Source organism: Brevibacillus fluminis, from assembly GCF_003710825.1.
Classification (GTDB): Bacteria; Bacillota; Bacilli; order Brevibacillales; family Brevibacillaceae; genus Brevibacillus_D; species Brevibacillus_D fluminis.
This window is the reverse complement of sequence record NZ_RHHQ01000024.1, coordinates 37,016-58,918: the sequence shown is the minus strand read 5'-3', so window position 1 is coordinate 58,918 and position 21,903 is coordinate 37,016. Positions and strand designations below refer to the sequence as shown.

Genomic DNA, 21,903 nt, shown 5'->3' with positions numbered 1-21,903 from the left:
CCAATCTCCTGTGTCTTTATCTGCTAGTTCTCAAGCCAACCGGAGCCTGATGATTTCTCTCTACCTGCCTAGCAAAGCTCTTTGAATAAATGCGGCTGGTTGTTCAAGATGTAATCCAGCTTGGAATCCGCACTCTTGAACAGCAATACGGGAATGGTATGCAGCTCTTCCTGGTTCGACAGCAGCAAATGAGTCACGCCCTGCGCATCAACGAAACTACTGCAGCCGATGAATTCGATGTCGCCCTCCTTGCCGATCCGGTTGCACAAGGCCAGCGGCACCTCATTTTCCATTGCACGGCATTGCGTAAACGCGAGCTGGTGGGTTTTATACGGCGCCATGTTGGTGCTCGGAATCAAAATCAAATCGGCACCTTTTTTACTCAAGATGCGTGCGATTTCCGGAAATTCCAGGTCATAGCTGGACATGATCCCGATCACGCCAAACTTGGACTGAAACACCTGAACCTCGTCGCCGCACGTAAAATGCACCTGCTCCTCACCATACAAATGCGTTTTGCGGTGCAACGCCACAACCTCGCCCTGATCATTGATAAAAACAGTTGCAACATAGTAGTTGCCGTCCTGCCCCCGTTCAGGAAACGAAAATATCGTGTGGATGGCCAGCTTTTTGCAGAGGCTTTGGACATGCTGCACGCTTTCGCCATCCGGCGTCTCCGCTGCCTCGTCCAGCCACGGCCCGATCGAATAGCCGGTCAAGCCCAGCTCGGGAAACAGCACGAGATCCGATTTATGCTCCTTAGCCTCGTGCAGGAAGCGCTCGATTTTCGCGAGGTTGTATGCTTTGTCGTTCAATTTGGTTTCGATTTGCGCAATGGATAACCGCAAGTAGATACCCTCCCTTTGCCTACATAAAATCTTTATCGCAATAACTGTGCCAGTATCAAACTTGGCCAAAACCAAGTATAATTGACCTAATTATTTGGTTAGTGATGATTTTTATCATCGGTTATTCTTATCTTAACTTTTTAAAAAACCAATGAAAACAAGTATTTGTTTCACTAGGATTTTTATCATCATGATGATTTTTTTCATCGGTTTTTGGTAAGCAGCAATTACGGCAGAACAGAGGGATTGGTAACGATGACGACCAGCATGCCTGCGGTCCCAGAAGTAAGTCTCATGCTTTTCATCTCTTCCACCTACAAAATCGAAATGGTTCTTGGTAGTGCTAGCGACCTTACGCAGCGTCCGATCACAGAGATTTTTGGCCTGCAGCAGGATGTGACGACGCTCCGCTGGACAGAGCTGTTCGTCAATGAGCCTGATTTCAATGTAAATGAACAGTTTCTGTACACGCATGATCAGCAAAAGGTACTGTTTACGATTTCCAAAGTCAGCACCAGCGAGTTCGAATTCATTTTGTCGCTGATTAATGTAACCAAAGGCATCGAGCTCAAAGCACAGCAGGAGGCACAGAGCCAAGGCGTCCCGCGGCGCTTTGTCGGGGTATCGGACAAGATGACCAAAATCATGGATGTCGTTCACAAAATTTCCCGGGTGAACTCCACCGTTCTGCTGCTCGGCGAATCCGGTGTGGGCAAAAGCTTTTTAGCCAGAGAAATCCATGCGATGAGCGACCGCGCGGACCAGCCGTTCGTCTCGCTGAATTGCGGGTCGCTGCCAAAAGACCTGATCGAATCCGAACTGTTCGGCTATGAGCCCGGCACCTTTACCGGCGGAAAAAAGGGCGGCAAAATCGGCTTGTTCGAAGCGGCAGACAAAGGCACCATCTTCCTCGACGAAATCGCCGAGCTGCCCTATGATGTGCAGTCAAAGCTGCTGGAGGTTTTGCAGGAAGGCACAATCCGCAAAATTGGCGGTGTGGTCGCCAAGCAGATCGATGTCCGCATCATCGCCGCCACCAACCGTGACCTGGCTGTCCAGGTCAGCAAGCAACTGTTCCGCAAAGATTTGTTTTACCGCTTGAACGTTGTCCCGCTGCGGATTCCGCCGCTCAAGGAACGAAAAGATGAGATCCCAATGCTGATCGAGCATTTTTTGGATGTGTTCAACCGCAAGTACAATCAGAGCAAAAACATCAGCAAACCGTTCAAGCGAAAGCTGGTCGAGTATGAGTGGCCGGGCAACATTCGCGAGCTTGAGAACATCATCGAGCGGATCGTTGTAACGAATTCGGAGGATGTCTTTGAATTTTTGCTGAAAGAAGGAGACGTTCAGCTCTTCGAAGAGAATACCGTTTCGATCCAAGGGCTAATCCCCCTGAAGGATGCGAAAAAGATGGTGGAAAAGGAACTGATCCTGCGCGCACACCAGATGTACGGAAGCACCTACAAGGCGGCAAAAGCGCTCCATGTAGACCAATCCACGATCGTCAAAAAGCTGAAGCAGTACAATACCGGAGAAATTAATGAGGGATAAGCCATGAGGATTATTAACATAGCGTTAGGCCAATTGGGCTGCAGCCATCTCGGGATGGAAGATACGATAAGGCAAATCGCGGAGGCAGTTGAACAGGTCGGCCAAAAGAAGGCAGACTACCTGCTTTTCCCTGAGCTTTATCTCGAGCAAGAGCCCGATCAGACAAGCCTCGAGATGATCGCTGCAACGGCCCAAAAACACCGTGTCGGCGTCGTTCTCGGCTACTGCGAGACAGAGCAGGATACGCGCTACAACACCGCGCTGTTCATCGGCAAAAACGGAGAAATTCTCGGTCAGTACCGCAAAATCCACCTGCTCGATTTCGAGCGAAACGTTTTTACACCAGGGGATCAATGTCCTGTGTTCGACCTGCCGGAAGGAAAAATCGGTCTGATGATTTCCTATGATCTGATGTTTCCAGAAGTGTCGCGTATTTTGGCGATCAAAGGAGCGCAGCTTCTGCTGGTGCTCGCCGCCAACAAGTTCCCGCCGCACCCTCACCAACACGTGTACTTAAGCTCTCGCGCCCTAGAAAATCACGTTTTCGTAGCCATGGCAAACAAGGTCGGGCTTGATGGAAACCACCTGTATCTCGGCGAGAGCACGGTCGTGCATCCGAACGGCAGCACGATTTACAAGTGCAGCAACAATGTAGAGCTGCCCGTTATCTCCATCAATCTCGACGAGATCGAGGAAGCGCGCGGACGTCTGGATTATCTCAAAAACCGTCGGCCCGCCGTCTATGCCAAAGAGGGATTCGGCTTCACTCCCACCGAATCCCTCTAGCTTCACCGCTTACTTGCGTTTCCTACCCAACCAGCAGTCGCCACAATGCGGTAGCGGCCACTCCAGCTAGCAGAGCGAGGAAAATTTGCTTGCGCCACAGGCCGACTGCGATCGCTACCGCTCCTGCCACCAAATACTCGGGATTCCACTGTCCATTCTGTGCATGAAACAGAATGGGTGGAATCGTCAGAGAGCTGAATACTCCCACCGGAACCATCCGCAGTCCACGGCCGACCCATGCGGGAAAACTGACGCGCGAGCTTAAAAGCAGCATGGGAAAGCGCGTCAAATATGTCACGACCGCCATTAGTAAAATGTACAGAACCAAATTATCGTTCACGCGAAAACACCCCCATCAGCATCGCCGCCACCGTTCCCATGACGACTGACGATGTCAGGCCAAACATCCAGTAGCCGAGACTGGCTGCACCCGCCGCGACCACCGCTGTTTTGACATAGACGCTTGAGGTCAGATTCAACGCCAAAAATCCGAGAAACGTCGCAATGAAGGCGAAATCCAGCCCATACTGCTCGGTACCGGTAAACGCCGTGCCGATTATCGCCCCTACGAACACACAGGAATGCCAGATCGCATAATCGCCAAAACCCGCTCCCATGAAGTACGTCATGCTCGGCTTGCCGCCTTGCGCCAAATAGGTCGACTTCAGCGCATAGGTTTCATCATTTAGCTGACCCGCCATAATCGAAAGCTTCCACACAGGCAAATTGCGAAAAGACGGGCCGAGTGACAATCCATACAGCAGCTGGCGCGCATTGATCAACAACGTCGAGACCAACAACGGCCAACCCACGATGCCTTGTGAAATCAAGCCCACCGCAGCAAATTGGGAGGAGCCCGCATTAACTAGGAGCGTCAAGAGCATCGTCTCAAACATGCTCAACCCGGCATGACGCGCAAGAATCCCGAAAACCAAGCCATCGAGAATACCCGCCGCAGCGATCGGCATCATCTGCCGCATGCCATGCCAAAACAAGCGCTCCTGCGATAGCTCTTGTCCTCCCCCTTTGTTCTCTCTCGAATCAACCGCATCAACAGTACTTACTCCATGCGCCATGTAAACGTCGTACTCCTTCCTGTAAGTCTTCAATGGACAGTCCGCCGAACCCGAGCATGATTTTCGGCGACTGCTCCCGGTTTTCTCCCATCCACATCGGTGCCGTCGAATAGACGCGCACGCCAGCTTCCTCCGCTTTTTCCAGCAGCTCCGCTGTTGTCAGGCGGCTTTTTACATCTAGCAAAATGTGTAAACCCGCGTCCTGTCCGCTCACTTTGACATAATCACCCATCGAGCTGTGGATCGCGTCTAGCGTCGCCCTGTGCTTTTTCTGATAGACCATGCGCATTTTGCGGATATGCCGCTCCCATTCGCCGCTTTCAATCAAGAGCTGCAGCGTTTTTTGATGCAGGCGAGAGACTGTCTGCTCCATGTACGGCAATTTCTCCTCATAGAGTGCACTTAATCGCTCTGGCAGCACGACATACCCCGTCCGGATTGACGGCATCAGCGACTTGGAAAAGGTGCCGAGATAAATCACGTTGCCTTGGGTATCCAGCCCTTGCAAGCTGGGAATCGGCTTGCCCCGGTAACGGAACTCCCCATCATAGTCATCCTCGATGATGATTCCGCCCGTCTCCTGTGCCCATTGCAGCAGACGCTGCCGCTTGGCGTACGGCATGACCATCCCGTACGGATATTGGTGCGACGGCGTAATATAGACGACCTGCGCCTTGCTTTCGATCAGCTGTTGAATGTCCAAACCGTCCTCCTGAAGTGGAATCGGCTTTAATTCATAGCCCAACTGCCGAAATACTTTCCCCACATCCTGATAGCCGGGCTCCTCAATCGCAATCGCCCTGCCGTCCACACCGAACAGCTGGCATAAAAGCATAATCAAATACTGTGTGCCTGCTCCAATGATCATTTGCTCCGGTTTGCAGTTAACGCCGCGCGAGCGATGCAAGTAAGCGGCAAGCGCCTTACATAACCCCGCTTCCCCGCGCCGTCCCCCATAACGGAGAAAATCGTGCTCCACCTCATGTGTCGCCTGGTTGGACAACCGCCGCCACAGCTTGTAGGGAAACGAATGCGGATCGACGCTCGCCGAATGAAAATCGTACTCGATCCGCGCAGCATCCTTTTTCCGACCGTCCGCCTTCGCCGGGACCGGATTGTAGCCGCGTGAATGTACGATGACGCTCGCCTCCAGCTGTGCCACGTAATAGCCGCTGCGCTGGCGGCTCTCGATGTAGCCTTCCGCCAATAGCTGCGCAAACGCCAGCTCCACTGTGGTTTTGCTCACCTTTAGTTCTTCTGCAAGCGTGCGAATCGAAGGTAGCTTGCTGCCCGACTCCTGCTTTCCTTCTTGAATTTCCGTCCGAAAATGCTGATACAGCTGCATATAAATCGGCTGCTGCCGGTCTGTTTCCACGTGAAGGCGAATCACTGGCATCACTCCAACATTGAATTACATCCTTCAATCTTATCAGATTATTTCAACTGGATATAGATCGCAACATAAAACGACCGCCCTCTCACAATTGCATGCTGGGCGGTCGCTTCTATTTGTTTATGTTCTACACGGCAATCAAACAGTCTTCTCAAACAACGTGATGCAAACCCCTGGTGCAACCTCCTGATCCTGCAGCACCTCAAAGCCGTGTCGCAGGTACAACGTTTTGGCCGGCTCGTTTTTTGCGCCGGTGGCGACGATCGCCTTTTCCAGCCCTTGCTCTTGTCCTAATACGTATTGAACCAGCTGGCTCGCGATCCCTTTGCGAAAATGCGCAGGATGCACGATCATCCGATGAATATCGAGCACGTCTTCCTCGCGCTTATACGAGATCGCACCCGCTAGCTCGCCATCCACCCAATAGCCATAAAAGGTTTCGCCACACGCTTGCAGGCTCGCCACCGTATCTTTTAGCGGGGGTAAATCGGCAAACCCGATCAGCTCCGCCTCTACTTGGTACGACGGAATTTGGATGCGCAACACCTCTGCTGCCTCCGCCTCGTTTTGAATCTCCATTCGTCTGATCATACTTTTCCTCCATGTCCCAAAACGCATGAAGAGCCGATGGATCATAGATGCCATCGACTCTCGTGTGTTGAATTTTATGCCAGATACGCTTCGCGCACCTGCGGATTGGTCAGCAGTCGCTCAGCGCTGTCTTTCAAGATGATTTCGCCCGTCTGGATAACGTAACCGCGATGCGCGACCGAAAGCGCTTGGTTGGCATTTTGTTCGACCAGCAAAATGGTCATGCCTTCGCGGTTCAGCTCGGTCACGATATCGAAGATTTGTTCCACCAGAATCGGCGCCAGCCCCATCGACGGCTCATCGAGCATTAAGATTTTGGGTTTCATCATCAGACCCCGGGCGATCGCCAGCATCTGCTGCTCACCACCGGACATCGTTCCGCCTTTTTGGGCGATCCGCTCTTTCAGCCGCGGGAAATAGTGAAATGCCCGCTCGATGCCCTCATCGATGACTGCTTTGTCCGTGACCGAAAAAGCACCCATCTCCAAGTTTTCACGCACCGTCAGCTTGGGGAAAATCCGCCGCCCCTCCGGTACATGGGCAATACCCGCCAGCGCAATGTCGTGCGTGCGCATGGTCGTGATGTCTTTGCCTTCAAAGTACACTTTGCCTTCTTTCGCCTTCGTCTGGGCGCAAATCGTCTTCAGCGTTGTCGATTTGCCCGCGCCGTTCGAGCCGATCAAGGTGACGATTTCGCCTTGGTCGACGTGAATGCTGAGGCCCTTCAACGCGTGAATCCCGCCATAGTAGGTATGAATATTTTTCAGTTCCAGTAGTGCCATGATCTTTTCCTCCCCCTCTATGACGCTTCCGTGGCGCTCTTGCCAAGGTAGGCTTCGATCACGCGAGGATTGCTGCGAATCTCTTCCGGAGTGCCTTCCGCGATTTTTTTGCCATAATCCAGTACGTGAATGTATTCGCTCAAGCCCATGACCAGCTTCATATCATGCTCGATCAGAATGATGGTCAAATCCAGCTCGTTTTTCAGCTTGCGGATGAAATCAGTGATTTCAATCGTCTCGCGCGGGTTCATCCCTGCCGCCGGTTCGTCCAGCAAAATGATGTGCGGATTCGTAGCCAATGCGCGAGCGATTTCCAAACGGCGCTGCAGCCCGTATGGCAGACTGCCTGCCGCTTCGTTGGCGATGTGTTCGATCCCTACATACTCCAACAGCTTGTAAGCTTCGACTCGAGCGCGCTCTTCCTCCTCACGCACTCGTTTCGTATTGAACAAAATCCCGAGAATGCCCGCCTTCAAGCGGCTGTGAACGCCTACCATGACGTTTTCCAGCGCTGTCATTTCTTTAAACAGGCGGATGTTTTGGAACGTACGAGTAATTCCGTTGCCCGCGATTTGGTCAGGGCGCAGACCTTTGATGCTTTTGCCGTTGAGGAGAATCTCCCCCTCATCCGGCACATAGAAACCGGTGATCATATTGAAGAACGTCGTTTTGCCCGCACCGTTTGGCCCGATGACAGCCGTGATCGTTCCTTTTTCAATTTTTATCGTGACATTCTCATTGGCGACCAGACCGCCGAATCGCTTGGTCAGCCCATTTGCTTCCAATAACGCCATCTCTCATATCCCCCTTGTCGCAGGCTTTATTTGCTTCCTGTCAGCTTGCTCAAGATACCCGTCTTTTCTGTACTGTAGCCGCTGTTTTTGATCGCATTGATGTCATCCTTTTTCCGCTTGGCCGGTATTAATCCGTGCGGCCTGAACAGCGCGACTAAGATCAACAGAAGCCCGAAGATGAGCCGCTGGAATTTGGATGGGTCAAGCTGTGTCGGCAAATTGATCAAGCCCGACGATTGCATCGAGTGCAAGAAATTGGAGAACTCTTTCAGCAACTGCACTTGCAGAATGGTAACGAAAGCCGCGCCCAAAATAACACCCGGAATGCTGCCGCTTCCGCCCAGAATGACCATGACGAGAATCCCGAACGATTCCATCAGCGTAAACGAGGTCGGATCGATAAACGTTTGCTTGGCCGCAAAGATAACGCCGACTACCCCTGCAAACGAGGCGCCCGTCGCAAAAGCGGCAAGCTTCGTATGGAGAAGCGAGATACCCATCGATTGAGCTGCCAGTTCATCCTCGCGCACCGCAATCCATGCGCGACCCAAGCGGGAATGCTCGAAGCGGATGTTAGCAAGCACGATAAACGCGATCACGACAAGGATGATGAAGTAAAAATAAAACGGCGTGCTCATCTTTATTCCGAACAGCTCAGGGGTGGCAATTGGCGTCAAACCCTGCGGCCCGTTGGTGATGTTGATCGGCTTGTCTAAGTTGTTGAAGATGATGCGGACGATTTCCCCGAAGCCAAGCGTTACGATTGCGAGGTAGTCACCTTTTACCCGTAATACTGGCAATCCTAATAATATTCCAAATATAGCGGCGACGATCAGACCGACGATCAAGAATGGCCAGAACCAGTTTCCTGTGAGCGGAAACAGGTGTCCTGGAATGAACTCATTCGCTTGTGCTGTTGCAAAAATTGCATACGCATACGCACCGGAAGCAAAAAACGCTACATAGCCCAAATCAAGAAGTCCGGCAAAGCCCACCACGATGTTCAACCCGAGGGCCATCGCGACATAAATCCCTACCTGTGACGCAACCTCCATGTAGTAGCGGTTGTCCCCGGCTACCAGCGGGATGATTACTAGCAGGATGATGGCTCCGACCAGCATTCGTACCGCTTTGGAAGCCTTCGTGTAATACACCAGAATGATGGAAAACAAAATTCCGACAAACGCAATGACCGATTTATCCAATAAATAAAGCGCGCTGGCGAATACTACAACCCACAAAACGGTAAAGAGAAGAGGGATTTCTTTCAGCGAAAATTTCAATTTATTTGCCACTCACTCTCACCTACACTTTCTCTTTCACGGCTTCACCGAACAGCCCTTCCGGCTTGAACAGGAGAACCAGGATTAAAATGCTGAATGCGAATACATCTTTATACTCGGCACCAAACGCGCCTCCGGTCAGTGGGCCCATGTACGCCCCTGCCAGCATTTCCAATAGCCCTAACAATACGCCGCCAATCATCGCACCGCGCAGATTGCCGATCCCGCCGAGTACAGCTGCGGTAAAAGCTTTCAACCCAAGAATGAAGCCGATGTATGGATCGATGGTTCCGTAGTTTTGCGCAAACAGGACACCTGTCGCGCCACCCAAGCTAGAACCGATCATAAAGGTGAGCATAATGACTTTGTCTACATTTATAGTCATCAGCGATGCCGTCTTTTGGTCTTGCGCAACGGCACGCATGGCGATTCCCCACTTTGTTTTGTTGATGAAAAGCGTAAGTGAAACCATCATGATGATCGCAAGAACAATGACGATGAGACCTTTAATTGGAATGGAAGCAAATCCGATATTGAGTTGTCCGCTAAAAAGAATCGGTGAATTCAGGTAAAACTCATCACGTGCAATTGCCTCTGTAAAACGAACCAAGTCTTGCAGTAAGAATGACACACCTACAGCTGAAATCAATGGAACCAGACGCGGTGCGCCTCGCAATGGGCGATACGCGACCCTTTCGATCGTGACCCCTAATGCTCCTGTGAAAACCATTGCTACCACTAACATCAAGAAAAAGGTAACGTATGGATTCATTCCTGTCGTGACACCCAGCGAGTTGCCGATTAATAGAACTTCTGTTCCAACAAACGCACCCACCATGAAAATTTCGCCGTGGGCGAAGTTGATGAACTCCAGTATCCCATAAACCATTGTATAGCCGAGTGCGACGACTGCGTACATGAATCCAAGCGTCAGTCCATCCACTAGAACTTGAGGTAAAATTGAGAGCATGGCGTGGAATCCCTTCTTTCTTTAATAATCTATTTCATCCCTAAAGTGGGCCAAAAGGCAAAGGGCGCACACTCGCGTGCCGCCCTTTTTGACCGGTTGGGCTGAATGCTGCTACTTAAAAACGGGGAATATTGCGAATTATTCAGCTTTGCCGATGAATACCGATTTTCCACCCGAATACTTGTAGATGAATACATCGGCAAACTGGTTGTCACCCTTATCATCAAATGATACCTTCGTAAACTGACCTTGGTAATCCTTGGTCTTGTGAACGGCATCAAGAACTTGCTCGCGGGTCGGCTTTTTGCCGCCATTCGCTTTGATGGCTTCTTTCAGTCCATTCAGAATAACACTCATGGAGTCATAGCCATAGACGGAGAACGTTTCCAACGGTTTGTTCATCGTTTTCTTGTATTCTTCCGCCCACTTCTTGCCTTCCTCGGTTTGCGTTACGTCCCCAGCGATGGAGGTAAAGTAAACGCCTTCGGCCGCATCGCCTGCGATTTTGACCATGTCGGACGAATCCAGACCGTCGCCGCCCATGAAAGCGCCTTTGTACCCTTTTTCGCGAGCCTGTTTAATAATAATACCTCCATCCGGATAAAGTCCACCAAAGAAAATCATATCCGGATTTTTCGCGATTACCTGATTGACGACCGCGCTGAAGTCCTTTTCGCCCGAGGTGATTCCCTCATAACCCAGAACTTGCACGCCATCTTTTTCAAACTGCCCTTTCACCTGGTCTGCCAAGCCTTGACCGTACGCAGTTTTATCGTGGATCAGGAATGCGTTTTTGACATTCAGCTTGCTTTTGGCGTAAATCGCCGCTTTCGGCCCTTGCGCATCATCGCGTGCGCAAATGCGGTGAACCGTCTTCTTGCCTTCCTCTGTCAGCTTCACACCTGTATTCGCGGGTGAAACCATGACCAGCTTGCCTTCCTCGTACTTAACAGAAGACGGGATGGCAACACCGGTATTCAGGTGGCCGACGACCCCAAGCACATCCGGATTGGAAACGAGCATCTCCGCATTGGATACGCCCATTTTCGGGTCTGCCTGGTCATCTTGCGGAAACAATTGCAGATCGAAGCCCATTTTTTTGAACTCTTCCTGTTGCTGTTTCAAAGCGTATTCCGCCCCGGATTTAATCGCATCGCCGAGCGAGGATTGGGAACCGGACAACGGGCTTTGCGTTGCGATCAGGATTTTGCCGCCTGCCTGTGCTTCACCGCTTGTCCCACTGCTTTGCGTCGAGCCGCTTGAGCCCGACGTGGAGTTGCCGCTGCTGGCGGTATTGCCGCCTGCACAACCGGAAAGCGCCATGCTTGCAAGGAACGCTGCGGATAAAACACCCAATTGAGTCCGCTTTTTCATAATGATTGAATCCCCCTTTAGAAATTAACAATCAATAAAGATGGAACCAATTTACCTTTCGACCTAGGCTGCGATTTCTGTTTTTTGTGTTCGCTCTCTACCGGGACAAAAGTTCCGAATGCGTTGGTTCTTCACTAATTTTAAGATAAATAAGAAAATTTACAAGAGATAAAAATATTTTTATTATCCCCAATCAAATCGAATTTACAGATCAAAAATCAATATATGGTCGTTACATTTTTCAAAATGATTATATCAATGCTTTCAAGTGATAAAGCGAAATATGCAGATTGATTTATAATCTGACAATTCAATCTACTGAATTCTACCGAAATCTACCTAAAAAGACACCAATCTACAAGAATCTACTCGAATAAAGGAGCCGATTTTTTTATGACTACCGATTTTTTTACATCATAAAGGCCTTCAGCCGTCATTCTGACATAGGGCAAATGGGTCGCCTGGAAAAAGAATAAGGAATAAATTGGGTCTAAATACCTATACCCCTTCGCCCTCATGAATCGGACAAACGCCTCGCCGCTTTCAATCAATTCCGCCATTGATTCATCGCTCATTTTCCCTGCCAGTGCCAGTTCCTGCTCAAAGCAGATCTGGCCCTCCTCCATCGCCACGATTCCGCCCCCCAGCTCCAACACCCGCTCGAGCGCTTGTTTCATCGCTTTCGGTTCACGCCCGATGACGATCATATCGGTGGATACGGTATAACTGCTTGCCAACGCCTGCAAATTCACTGCGAATCCCCTGACAATCGCCTGCGAGCGTTTGCCTGATTCGGGATCGATCGTGACGATCTGTGCTAGGTCGGGATGAGCATCAAAGTTGATGCGCCCTGTCTCATCGCATTCAAGTCGCTCGTAAACGACACGGGTAATCACGGCATTCTCCATTTGAATCAGCGGGTAAGGTTCATCCGGGCTTATCTCAGGAAACTGAAACCATTCCTCATTCACCAATGGCAGCCTTTCCTTCGGCTGTGGAAAGCGATAGTCCGACCAATTGATTTTTGGAGTCTGGCGAAGCAGCTTCTTTCCTTCCGCCCATAGCTCGCCATTGGCGATCACTTTCTCAGGCGTGGGTTCATGCGGCGAGCGCAAAAACAAAATATCTGCAATCCGGCCAGGTGCAATCCCTCCGATCTCAGCATCCAAACCGTAATATTGTGCTGGATTGACCGTCGCCATCGCATAAGCATCGACATCGGGCACGCCTGCGTCTATCGCCAGCTTAATTAAGTAATCCGTAAAACCGTGGCGCAGCATAGGTGGTGTGCTACCATCAGAGGTCAACATCAGACGCGATGAATGAAAGGGAATGCCAAGACGCTTCATTCCGGCGAGCAGTTCAGGCAAATCCGGGCGTATAGAGGAATGGCGAAGGGTGGCGTACATGCCGAGTCTGAGTCTGTTTTGCACCTCTTCTGCCGTAATGCTTTCGTGGCATGCCGTAATTCCTGCAGCTGCCGCCACGGCCAGCGTCGATGCGGATGCACCGGGATGATGTCCTTCGATTCGTTTGCCCACATCGCGGGCATGCTTCATGCCAAACAAAATCTCCTCATTCTCCGCCAAAAAGCCTGTCCAATCCGTAATCTCTCCTCCTTGTAAGACGAGAGGATGTGCCAAAAGGCGGGCTAGCCCGTCTTTTTGAAACGCTTCGCTTTGTTTTGCCAGACGGATTTGCGGATCGAGCCGCGCCCAGAAAAATTGCTTAACCGGATGGTTTGTGAGCTGCTGCAGGATCGCTTCGACCTGTTCAAGCGAAAGCGAAGTAGTTAAATGGAGTGTGTCGGAGACGAGCGTCGTAGTTCCGGTGGCCAAGGCGAAATCGGTCAACGAATCAAAGGTATACCATTGGAACGGGTGTGCGTGAGGTTCGATGTAGCCAGGCACGAGCCAGTAGCCTTCACCCTCAATGATCTGCGTCCGTTCATCTACTATTGGTTCGGCATCTCCTACGTAAGCAATTCGCTCGCCAGCGAGAACCACATGTGCCGTAAGCCATTCCCGTGTATATACGTTCAATACGTTGGCACCTTTGATCCAGCATGTGGCCGGTTCCATTCGTCGTGCTGTCCGGATTAGGCGAAGGTACGAGTCTTCTGCAATTGGTCTGATACGCAAATGTTCCACCTTCCTTATCAAGTTTTATCATCACCAAAAAGTGTATAGCCGTTTCAAAAGTTTGAAAAGCGAAAAATCCGCTAAAACCTTCCTGAGTTCTTTTTGGGCAAGAGGTGCATCCTAAGTCTGAAAGAAAGGGGATGCTTCTCTTGCAAAAAAACGTAGGTACGATTGATGCCGTTATTCGCATTACCTTTGGGTTGCTGGGATTAGCGTATGGTGCGGGCAAGATGAGCCGCCGTCCCTACAGGACACCGGGATGGTTGATGTTTTTGTCAGCCATGAAAGTGGCGGAAGGCGTAACCGGCTTTTGCCCGATGCTAAAAATGATGGGGGCGAGCACGCGCAAGGAAGACGTGCTGCGAATGATGGTGGATAAGACGCTGCATTCCATGACAAAAGGCTCCTCCAGCAATCAGGCTGCGGGCGCAAACGCCACAAGCATGAATAGCATGAGCCAAACCAACACTGCTCAACCGCAAGCAACCGCCAAACCGCCGATCAGCGCGCAAAGCAGCAGCACTGCGAAAACAGAAATGACAGATGAAATGATGATGAATATGGCGGATGAAATCACCAATGCGGTCGTGCATTCGCACCATCAAGCCGGTAGCACAACATGACGTATTTCATGAACTGGGTTGGTACGCCCGCTTACGAATGGATCACACACAACCTGTTCGTTGCCGTCTTGGTAATTGGCTCTTTGGCGGTTATCGGGTATTTTGTTTACCAAAGCCAGAAAGACCGCGAGCGTAGCCGTTAACCGTAACTTCCCCCAATGCAAAGAGGAAGAGCCAGGCGGCTCCTCCTCTTACTGTTTTTCGTTTTATTTAACGTGCTGCTTTAACGCTTTGTCTGCGATGTCCGTACGGTAATGCGCGCCTTCAAAGTGCGTTTTCCCCACTGTCTGGTATGCGATTTCACGCGCTTTGGCCAATGTGGCACCCACGCCGGTAACCCCGAGCACACGGCCTCCATTTGTAACCAGAACTCCATCAGCCAATTTCGTACCCGCATGGAAAATGACCGTTTCGCCGTTATTTGCAGGCAATTCGATGGAAGCGCCCTTCGGATAGTCACCTGGGTAACCAGGCGCAGCCATTACGACACAGCATGCGCTATCCGATTTCCATGCCACGTCTTGATCTGCCAGCGTGCCATTGATTGTCGCCTCGAACACGTCGAGCAGGTCGCTGTCGAGCAACGGAAGCACCACTTGTGTCTCCGGATCGCCAAAACGCGCGTTGAATTCGATCACTTTCGGTCCTTGTGCTGTAATCATCAAGCCGGTGTAAAGCACACCTTTGAACGGATAGCCTTCGGCTACCATCGCTTTGGCTACAGGCTCCACAATTGTGCTTACGATTTGCGCAACAAGCTCATTAGACATTTGCGGCACAGGAGCGTACGTCCCCATTCCGCCGGTGTTCGGCCCTTTGTCTCCATCATAAGCCGGCTTATGGTCTTGGGATGTGATCATCGGCTTCACGGTTTCTCCATCCACAAACGAGAGCAGAGTCAATTCTTCTCCACGCAGGCATTCTTCGATCACGACGCGTGCGCCCGCATTGCCGAATACACCGTCTTGCATGATTTGCGCCAAGGCTTGCTCCGCCTCTTCCAAGCTTTCTGCAACGACAACGCCTTTACCCGCTGCGAGTCCGTCCGCCTTGATGACGATCGGCGCGCCTTGCGCACGCAAATAAGCAAGAGCTGCTTCATAATCGGTAAATGATTCATACGCAGCCGTAGGAATCTGATGACGTTTCATCAAATCTTTGGCGAACGTCTTGCTCCCCTCGATCTGTGCCGCCTGGGACGACGGTCCAAAAATCGGCAGGCCACGCTCGCTGAAAAAGTCCACGATTCCCGCCAGCAGCGGATCTTCTGGTCCCACGACCGTCAGGCTGATTCCTTCGTCCTTGACGAATTGGGACAGCGCTGCAAAGTCATGGGCGCCGATTGGCACATTTTGCGCCACCTCTTCTGTCCCCCCGTTACCCGGAGCGCAGTACAGCTTGGTTACTCTCGTGCTTTGCGCCAATTTCCATAGGATAGCGTGCTCGCGGCCGCCTCCACCGATGACTAATACTTTCATCCGTTTTCCCTCCTCTGCCTAGTGTTTGAAGTGACGAACAGACGTGAACACCATCGCGATTCCGTGGCGGTTGCACGCATCGATTGATTCTTGGTCGCGCACCGAGCCGCCTGGCTGGATGATCGCCGTAATGCCGGCTTTTGCAGCGGCTTCCACCGTATCCGGCATCGGGAAAAATGCGTCAGATGCGAGCGCTGCGCCTTTTGCCAGATCACCCGCTTGCTCAATCGCGATTTTAGCAGATCCAACGCGGTTCATTTGACCCGCACCAACGCCAACCGTCATGTTGTTGTTTGCCAACACGATCGCATTGGACTTCACATGTTTCACCACTTTCCAGGCGAACAGCAGCTGTTTCAGCTCTTCTTCGCTTGGTTGGCGCTCCGTCGCGACTTTCAAGTCTGTCGCTTCGATTTGTTTCGTATCAAAATCTTGTACCAGCGCTCCGCCAGCCACTGTTGTCAGCTTGAACGAAGTTGGTGCTGCCGCGCTGCCTTGGGTAGAGAGGCGCAGCAAACGAAGGTTTTTCTTCTCTTGCAGCACTGCCAGAGCTTCCGGTGTGAAATCCGGCGCCACGATAATTTCCAGGAACGTTTCTTTCAGAAGAAGTGCCGTCGCCTCGTCAATCGGACGGTTGGCCGCCACGATACCGCCGAAAATGGAGACAGGGTCTGCTGCATACGCTTTTTCGTACGCTTCCTTGATGGTCGCACCGATCCCGACGCCACAAGGATTCATATGTTTCACGGCCACAACAGCAGGCTCCGTGAATTCGTTTACGATTGCCAACGCCGCGTCCGCATCATTGATGTTGTTGTAGGAAAGCTCTTTGCCGTGCAATTGCTCAGCACTGCTGATCGTGCCCTCATTGCCGAGTGGCTGACGATAAAAAGCAGCGCGTTGATGAGGATTTTCCCCATAGCGCAGATCTTGCGCTTTTTCATACGTAACCGTGTAGCTCTCCGGCATCAATTCGCCCACTTGTTCGCTCAAATAACGGGAAATGATCGCATCGTAAGCGGCTGTGTGGCGGAATACTTTGGCTGCAAGGCGGCGGCGGGTTTCCAATGTCGTATCGCCCGCATCCTTGATTTCAGCGATGATGGTGGCATAATCGGCTGCGTCTACCACGACGGTAACGTCTTGGTGGTTTTTCGCGGCGGAACGAAGCATGGTCGGACCGCCAATATCAATATTTTCAATTGCATCCGCATACGTAACATCCGGTTTGGAAATCGTTTGTTTGAATGGGTACAGGTTCACAATCACGAGATCGATTGGTTGGATATTCAGCTCTTCCAGCTGTTTGCGGTGAGCTTCGTCCGCACGTACGGCCAACAATCCGCTGTGGATGTTGGGGTGAAGCGTTTTGACGCGTCCATCCAGGATTTCAGGGAATCCGGTTACCTCGGAAATACCGATGACCGGTACGCCTTCCTGTTTCAGAAGCGATGCGGTACCGCCTGTTGAAATGATTTCGACCCCCAACTCGTTCAGCTGACGGGCCAGCTCTACCACACCGGTCTTATCGGAAACGCTAATCAACGCTTTTTTTACACTCACGGTGGAATCCTCCTGACTTTTTATGAAAAAGTAGTCAAATCACGAACATTATATAATGATTAAAACACAAATGTACGTGTTAATCAACCGCTGCAGACGATTTTCCGAACAAATGAAAACAGGAAAAAGCTGCCCGAAAAGAGTGTTCCCTCCTTTTGGGCAGCCCATGAATTTGTTAGTTCTTTTGTTGCTTTGCTTCGAAAACGATCTTACCGTCTACGATCGTGTACAAGATCGGTGTCTCGGAAATGTTTTTTGGTGCAATTTTGGTGATATCTTGTCCCAAAACCACGAGATCCGCCTTGTTGCCGACCTTGATCGTTCCCAGGTCGCTGCGGTTCATCTCGAATGCGACGTTTTTAGTGAACGCTTGCAGCATTTCCTGTACCTTCAACCCTTGCGCTGCATTGCGCACCATGTCCGTATCCTGTTCGGTTGGATAAGGGCTGTTGCGGGTGACGCCTGTCTCGATTCCATTCAGCGGTCGATAATCCGGTGTCGGCGGAAAGTCGCTGCCGCCGGTGATGACGACGCCCGCATCCCACATTTTCCGTGTCGGATACATGTCCAGTGCGCGTTTTTCGCCGATCATCGCTTTTTCCAGGTCAAAATACTGGTCTTTATAGAACCAGAACGGTTGCAGGCTGGCAACTACGCCAAGCTTGGCCATCCGCGTGATGTCACTGTCCAATATCGAGCATACGTGCGTGATGGTATGTCGCAGGTTATGTGTACCGTTCGTTTTGCCGGCATTCTCAAACGCATTGATCGCAGCGTTGACGGCACCATCGCCAATCGCGTGGATATGGAGCTGAACGCCTGCCTTGTCCAGCGCGAGGACCATCCGGTTAAAATCGTCCACCTGCCAGATCGGTTCGCCGTGATAATGCTCGCCCATCCCAGCATGGCGATCGTACGGCTCTACGAAATATGCGGTTTTCCCTTCTGTCACACCATCGGCGAACAGCTTGACCGTATTGACCCGCAGCCAGTCGGAGTTGTATTTGCTCCGCGCTTCCTGCATCGTTTTGACTGCATCCTCCGGCTTGTCGCCAGGCTTGAAATTGATTGCGTTGGCGACCCGCATGGTGAGCTTTCCTTCCTTCTCCAGCTCGGCCATCGCCTCGATGATCATCCCTTTGTCATCACTCAAATTCAGCACACCTGTCATACCGAAGCTGTGCATCTCTTCCTGATACTTGAGGATTGCTTCTTTGTACTGCTCCTTGGTCAAATTCCCCAAAGCCTGTACGTCAGCGATCAAATTCCTCGCGCTGTCCCGCAACGTGCCGCGCACGGAACCATCCGGGTTATGCTCAATGAGTCCGCCCTGTGGTGATTTCGTATCTTTGGTGACGCCTGCCATTTCCAGCACTTTGGAATTGACCCATGTCGAATGGCCATCAACCGATCTTAGCAGGACAGGAATGTCGGAAACGACTTTATCGAGGTCTTCTTTTTTCGGTCCTGGATTCGTGCCATCTTTTAATTCGTAAGGTCCATTCACCCAGCCGGTACCCGTGATGATTTTTGCCTCCGGATGGTTTTTCCGGTAAGCAGCAACCGCCTGGACAAACTCTTCATTTGTTTTCATCGCCGTCAAATCAACGGCAAACAGCTTGGACGTCCACAAGCCCGGTACATGGGTGTGTCCATCGAGAAAACCGGGGGAAACCATTTTTCCCTGTAGGTCAATCACCTTTGTTGTGGCTCCGACAAACGCATTGGCCTGAGTGGAGGTCCCGACGAAGATGATCTTGCCATCCTGAATCGCCACCGCCTCTGCTGTAGGTTTTTCTGCATCCATCGTATAAATAATGCCATTTTTCAGGACGAGCGTGGCTTGTGCACCGGCGGCTTTTGCAGTCAGGCTAGTCATCCCTCCCATCACAATCAGCAATGATAATGTAAGCGCTAACAAAACAGTCAACTTTTTATGCCCAATAATATGATTCACTTTGATATCACTCCTTTTTGCGTTTTTAGTTTCCTCTCACGTTCATTCATCAGCAAAAGCCTTCCATTCACCTTACCTCCCCCTTTCAAAAGTTGGCATCCATCTATTCCATCGGGTTGAGAATATCCAACCTATTCCATTCCTTTAGCACTTTTCATTCCAACTTTAAAAGTTAACTAATATTCGTTAGGTCCACATTTTTTATTATTTTTTGAATAATCTATGCAATTTTGCTGCATACATTTGGAAAACGCGATGAAAAGGGCCCCCTTTAACAGGGAGCCCCTCGCCTATTCCTTACGTTTTTTGTTGATCGGCGTGACGTTTTTCCTCAGTGTACGCCTGCTGCTTACCATCTTGGCTGCTTCGCTGGTCAACTCATCCATCTGTGTCGCGGTGAACTCGTCTTGGTCCGCGAGTTTCCCTTTCAGCTTTTCCTTGGTTTCATCCGTCACATCCAGCCCCATACCCGAAAGCTCTTCGAGCACAGCATCCACGTTTTTATCATTCAACTCAGGCAGTTTTTGCGCTAAACGAAGCAGATCACTCATGTCCCACTGCCGTCCAGTTCGTTTACTCAACTGATCCAGCAAATTGCTGATTACATCTCCAGCCATTTATTAATCCCCTCCCCCAATACTTCTTTGCTAGGGTATGCCGGTGGATGGTCATGGGTTCCTGCCCTGTTTCGCTGGCTCAGCCCGCTTTATCGATAGATCTCGCTACCGCCCTCGACGAATTCGCGCGATTTCTGCTTGTAGCCTTCTTCGATCTCCCGCATCTCCGCTTCGCTGACGCGCTCGCGAATCTCCTGGGTAATTTTCATGCTGCAAAATTTCGGGCCGCACATCGAGCAGAAGTGTGCGGTTTTGGCCCCTTCAGCCGGCAACGTTTCATCGTGGTATTCGACAGCGCGAGCCGGGTCGAGCGACAGATTGAACTGGTCGCGCCAGCGGAATTCGAAGCGCGCTTTGGACAACGCATCGTCCCGCTGCTGTGCTTGCGGATGGCCTTTCGCAAGGTCGGCAGCATGTGCGGCAATCTTGTAGGCAATGATCCCTTCTCGCACATCGTTCTTGTTCGGGAGCCCCAAATGCTCCTTCGGCGTCACATAGCAGAGCATCGCCGTACCGAACCAGCCGATCATGGCCGCGCCGATTGCGGATGTGATATGGTCGTAGCCCGGTGCGATATCGGTCGTCAGTGGGCCGAGCGTGTAGAACGGCGCCTCTTGGCAAATCTCCATCTGCTTATCCACGTTTTCTTTGATTTTGTGCATCGGCACATGCCCAGGACCCTCGATCATGACCTGTACATCGTGCTTCCAGGCGATTTTAGTCAGCTCGCCCAGCGCCTCCAGCTCAGCAAACTGCGCTTCGTCATTAGCATCGGCGATCGAGCCGGGACGCAAGCCGTCACCAAGCGAGAAGGCCACATCATACGCCTTCATGATCTCGCAAATTTCTTCAAAATGCGTGTACAGGAAGTTCTCCTCATGATGTGCGAGACACCATGCCGCGAGGATCGAACCGCCGCGGGACACGATCCCTGTCACACGCTTTGCCGTCAAATGAATGTGGCGCAACAGCACGCCCGCATGAATCGTGAAGTAATCGACGCCTTGCTCCGCCTGCTCGATCAGCGTGTCGCGGTAAATCTCCCAAGTCAGATCTTCGACGACGCCGTTAACCTTTTCGAGCGCCTGATAAATCGGCACAGTCCCGATCGGCACAGGCGAATTGCGCATGATCCATTCGCGGGTTTCGTGGATGTTTTTGCCCGTGGACAAATCCATGATCGTGTCGGCACCCCAGTAGGTTGCCCACACCATTTTCTCGACCTCTTCCTCAATCGAGGAGGTGACGGCGGAATTGCCGATGTTCGCGTTGATTTTCACATGGAAATTACGGCCGATGATCATCGGTTCGCTCTCAAGGTGGTTGATGTTGGACGGGATAATGGCACGGCCCTCCGCTACTTCCTTGCGTACGAATTCCGCCTCAACCCCTTCGCGGATCGCGATGAATTCCATTTCCGGCGTGATGATGCCTCGACGCGCATAGTGCATCTGCGTCACGTTTTTGCCCGGCTTGGCCCGTAGCGCTTTGCCACGCTGTCCCTCGTATTCCTCCACATCATTTCGCTCGAGAATCCACGGCTTGCGCAGCGGCGCTAACCCTTTGTGAATATCCACTGCAACTGCCTCATCGGTATAGACCCCACTCGTGTCATAAAGGCGGACCGGCTTATTCGGCACTTCCTCGCCAGATATGGTCTTGGTCGGATGCAGCGACACCTCACGCGCAGGAACGCGCAGATCGGCTCTTGAGCCTTGCACATATACCTTTTTGCTGGCGGGATAACTGCGCGGCGTGGTTACTTGCAGCTGTGATTGTTGGTTTTCGGACATTAAAAATGCCTCCTCTGCAATTTTTTAGCGGATAAATGCAGGCGGAGGCACGACAAAGAAAAGCAAAGACCGCTTGCTTTGATAAGCAAAAGGCGGCCTGTGAGAACATACGTCAAGTATGTAGTGCGTGTACGTTCCTCCGCTGGCATTATCCAGTTCAGGTTTGACGGTCGACGGCAGCATAGCCATCCTCTCAGCCTGGTTCCCCAAGCTCCCGTGTTGGTAAGCGTATGAAATTGAGTAGCTTTACGTTATCACACCGTCCCCAAAATTTGCAACA

General features: G+C 51.4%; 20 protein-coding genes. 4 read left to right on the top strand and 16 right to left on the bottom strand.

The annotated features are described in order from the left end of the window. Window positions 1-68: 68 nt before the first annotated feature. Entirely contained in the window at window positions 69-848 is a 780-nt protein-coding gene (locus EDM56_RS26960) for a carbon-nitrogen hydrolase family protein (protein ID WP_183192605.1), read from the bottom strand. A gap of 255 nt (window positions 849-1,103) precedes the next feature. On the opposite strand from EDM56_RS26960, the gene EDM56_RS26955 reads away from it, so the two are divergent. Continuing rightward, window positions 1,104-2,402 (top strand): sigma-54 interaction domain-containing protein, encoded by a 1,299-nt coding sequence (locus EDM56_RS26955; protein ID WP_246009554.1) that lies wholly within the window; start codon window positions 1,104-1,106, stop codon window positions 2,400-2,402. 3 nt (window positions 2,403-2,405) lie between these two features. Beyond that, window positions 2,406-3,188 (top strand): carbon-nitrogen hydrolase family protein, encoded by a 783-nt coding sequence (locus EDM56_RS26950; RefSeq protein ID WP_122921034.1) that lies wholly within the window; start codon window positions 2,406-2,408, stop codon window positions 3,186-3,188. Window positions 3,189-3,210: 22 nt separating this feature from the next. Here EDM56_RS26950 and EDM56_RS26945 read toward each other — a convergent pair whose 3' ends face one another. The 10 genes from EDM56_RS26945 to EDM56_RS26900 all read right to left on the bottom strand — a co-directional run bounded on the left by EDM56_RS26945 (window position 3,211) and on the right by EDM56_RS26900 (window position 13,493). Then, window positions 3,211-3,528, bottom strand: coding sequence for an AzlD domain-containing protein (locus EDM56_RS26945; RefSeq protein ID WP_246009553.1), 318 nt, complete (start codon window positions 3,526-3,528; stop codon window positions 3,211-3,213). Further along, window positions 3,518-4,264: an AzlC family ABC transporter permease gene (locus EDM56_RS26940; RefSeq protein ID WP_122921033.1), complete on the bottom strand. Its 747-nt coding sequence runs from the start codon at window positions 4,262-4,264 to the stop codon at window positions 3,518-3,520. The genes EDM56_RS26945 and EDM56_RS26940 overlap by 11 nt, the downstream gene beginning before the upstream one ends. Further along, the gene (pdxR, locus tag EDM56_RS26935; RefSeq protein WP_246009552.1) at window positions 4,239-5,654 is read right to left on the bottom strand and encodes a MocR-like pyridoxine biosynthesis transcription factor PdxR; all 1,416 of its coding nucleotides are present in this window, start codon (window positions 5,652-5,654) and stop codon (window positions 4,239-4,241) included. Before pdxR ends, EDM56_RS26940 begins: the two co-directional genes overlap by 26 nt. A gap of 141 nt (window positions 5,655-5,795) precedes the next feature. Next, window positions 5,796-6,248: a GNAT family N-acetyltransferase gene (locus tag EDM56_RS26930; protein WP_122921031.1), complete on the bottom strand. Its 453-nt coding sequence runs from the start codon at window positions 6,246-6,248 to the stop codon at window positions 5,796-5,798. A gap of 74 nt (window positions 6,249-6,322) precedes the next feature. Then, the gene (locus tag EDM56_RS26925; protein WP_122921030.1) at window positions 6,323-7,030 is read right to left on the bottom strand and encodes an ABC transporter ATP-binding protein; all 708 of its coding nucleotides are present in this window, start codon (window positions 7,028-7,030) and stop codon (window positions 6,323-6,325) included. Between the two features lie 17 nt (window positions 7,031-7,047). Continuing rightward, window positions 7,048-7,824, bottom strand: a complete 777-nt coding sequence (locus EDM56_RS26920; RefSeq protein ID WP_122921029.1) for an ABC transporter ATP-binding protein — start codon at window positions 7,822-7,824, stop codon at window positions 7,048-7,050. A 26-nt stretch (window positions 7,825-7,850) separates the two neighbouring features. After that, entirely contained in the window at window positions 7,851-9,119 is a 1,269-nt protein-coding gene (locus tag EDM56_RS26915; RefSeq protein WP_122921028.1) for a branched-chain amino acid ABC transporter permease, read from the bottom strand. Window positions 9,120-9,129: 10 nt separating this feature from the next. Beyond that, window positions 9,130-10,077 (bottom strand): branched-chain amino acid ABC transporter permease, encoded by a 948-nt coding sequence (locus tag EDM56_RS26910; protein ID WP_122921027.1) that lies wholly within the window; start codon window positions 10,075-10,077, stop codon window positions 9,130-9,132. Between the two features lie 138 nt (window positions 10,078-10,215). Beyond that, the gene (locus EDM56_RS26905; protein WP_122921026.1) at window positions 10,216-11,451 is read right to left on the bottom strand and encodes a branched-chain amino acid ABC transporter substrate-binding protein; all 1,236 of its coding nucleotides are present in this window, start codon (window positions 11,449-11,451) and stop codon (window positions 10,216-10,218) included. A 365-nt stretch (window positions 11,452-11,816) separates the two neighbouring features. Next, entirely contained in the window at window positions 11,817-13,493 is a 1,677-nt protein-coding gene (locus EDM56_RS26900; protein WP_342772416.1) for an adenine deaminase C-terminal domain-containing protein, read from the bottom strand. 248 nt (window positions 13,494-13,741) lie between these two features. Between EDM56_RS26900 and EDM56_RS26895 the strand changes: the two genes are divergently transcribed. Both EDM56_RS26895 and EDM56_RS31605 read left to right on the top strand, forming a co-directional pair. Then, on the top strand, window positions 13,742-14,215 hold the full coding sequence (locus EDM56_RS26895) for a YgaP family membrane protein (RefSeq protein WP_122921024.1): 474 nt from the start codon (window positions 13,742-13,744) through the stop codon (window positions 14,213-14,215). After that, on the top strand, window positions 14,212-14,358 hold the full coding sequence (locus tag EDM56_RS31605; RefSeq protein WP_183192607.1) for an EYxxD motif small membrane protein: 147 nt from the start codon (window positions 14,212-14,214) through the stop codon (window positions 14,356-14,358). Before EDM56_RS26895 ends, EDM56_RS31605 begins: the two co-directional genes overlap by 4 nt. Before the next feature lie 63 nt (window positions 14,359-14,421). On the opposite strand, the gene purD is transcribed toward EDM56_RS31605, so the two are convergent. The 5 genes from purD to thiC all read right to left on the bottom strand — a co-directional run bounded on the left by purD (window position 14,422) and on the right by thiC (window position 21,623). Next, window positions 14,422-15,693: a phosphoribosylamine--glycine ligase gene (gene purD / locus EDM56_RS26890; RefSeq protein WP_122921023.1), complete on the bottom strand. Its 1,272-nt coding sequence runs from the start codon at window positions 15,691-15,693 to the stop codon at window positions 14,422-14,424. 18 nt (window positions 15,694-15,711) lie between these two features. Next, window positions 15,712-17,256 (bottom strand): bifunctional phosphoribosylaminoimidazolecarboxamide formyltransferase/IMP cyclohydrolase, encoded by a 1,545-nt coding sequence (gene purH, locus EDM56_RS26885; RefSeq protein WP_122921022.1) that lies wholly within the window; start codon window positions 17,254-17,256, stop codon window positions 15,712-15,714. Between the two features lie 175 nt (window positions 17,257-17,431). Next, on the bottom strand, window positions 17,432-19,213 hold the full coding sequence (locus tag EDM56_RS26880) for an amidohydrolase (RefSeq protein ID WP_246009551.1): 1,782 nt from the start codon (window positions 19,211-19,213) through the stop codon (window positions 17,432-17,434). A 290-nt stretch (window positions 19,214-19,503) separates the two neighbouring features. After that, entirely contained in the window at window positions 19,504-19,830 is a 327-nt protein-coding gene (locus tag EDM56_RS26875) for a hypothetical protein (protein WP_122921021.1), read from the bottom strand. Between the two features lie 89 nt (window positions 19,831-19,919). After that, on the bottom strand, window positions 19,920-21,623 hold the full coding sequence (gene thiC, locus EDM56_RS26870; protein ID WP_122921020.1) for a phosphomethylpyrimidine synthase ThiC: 1,704 nt from the start codon (window positions 21,621-21,623) through the stop codon (window positions 19,920-19,922). Window positions 21,624-21,903 lie beyond the last annotated feature (280 nt).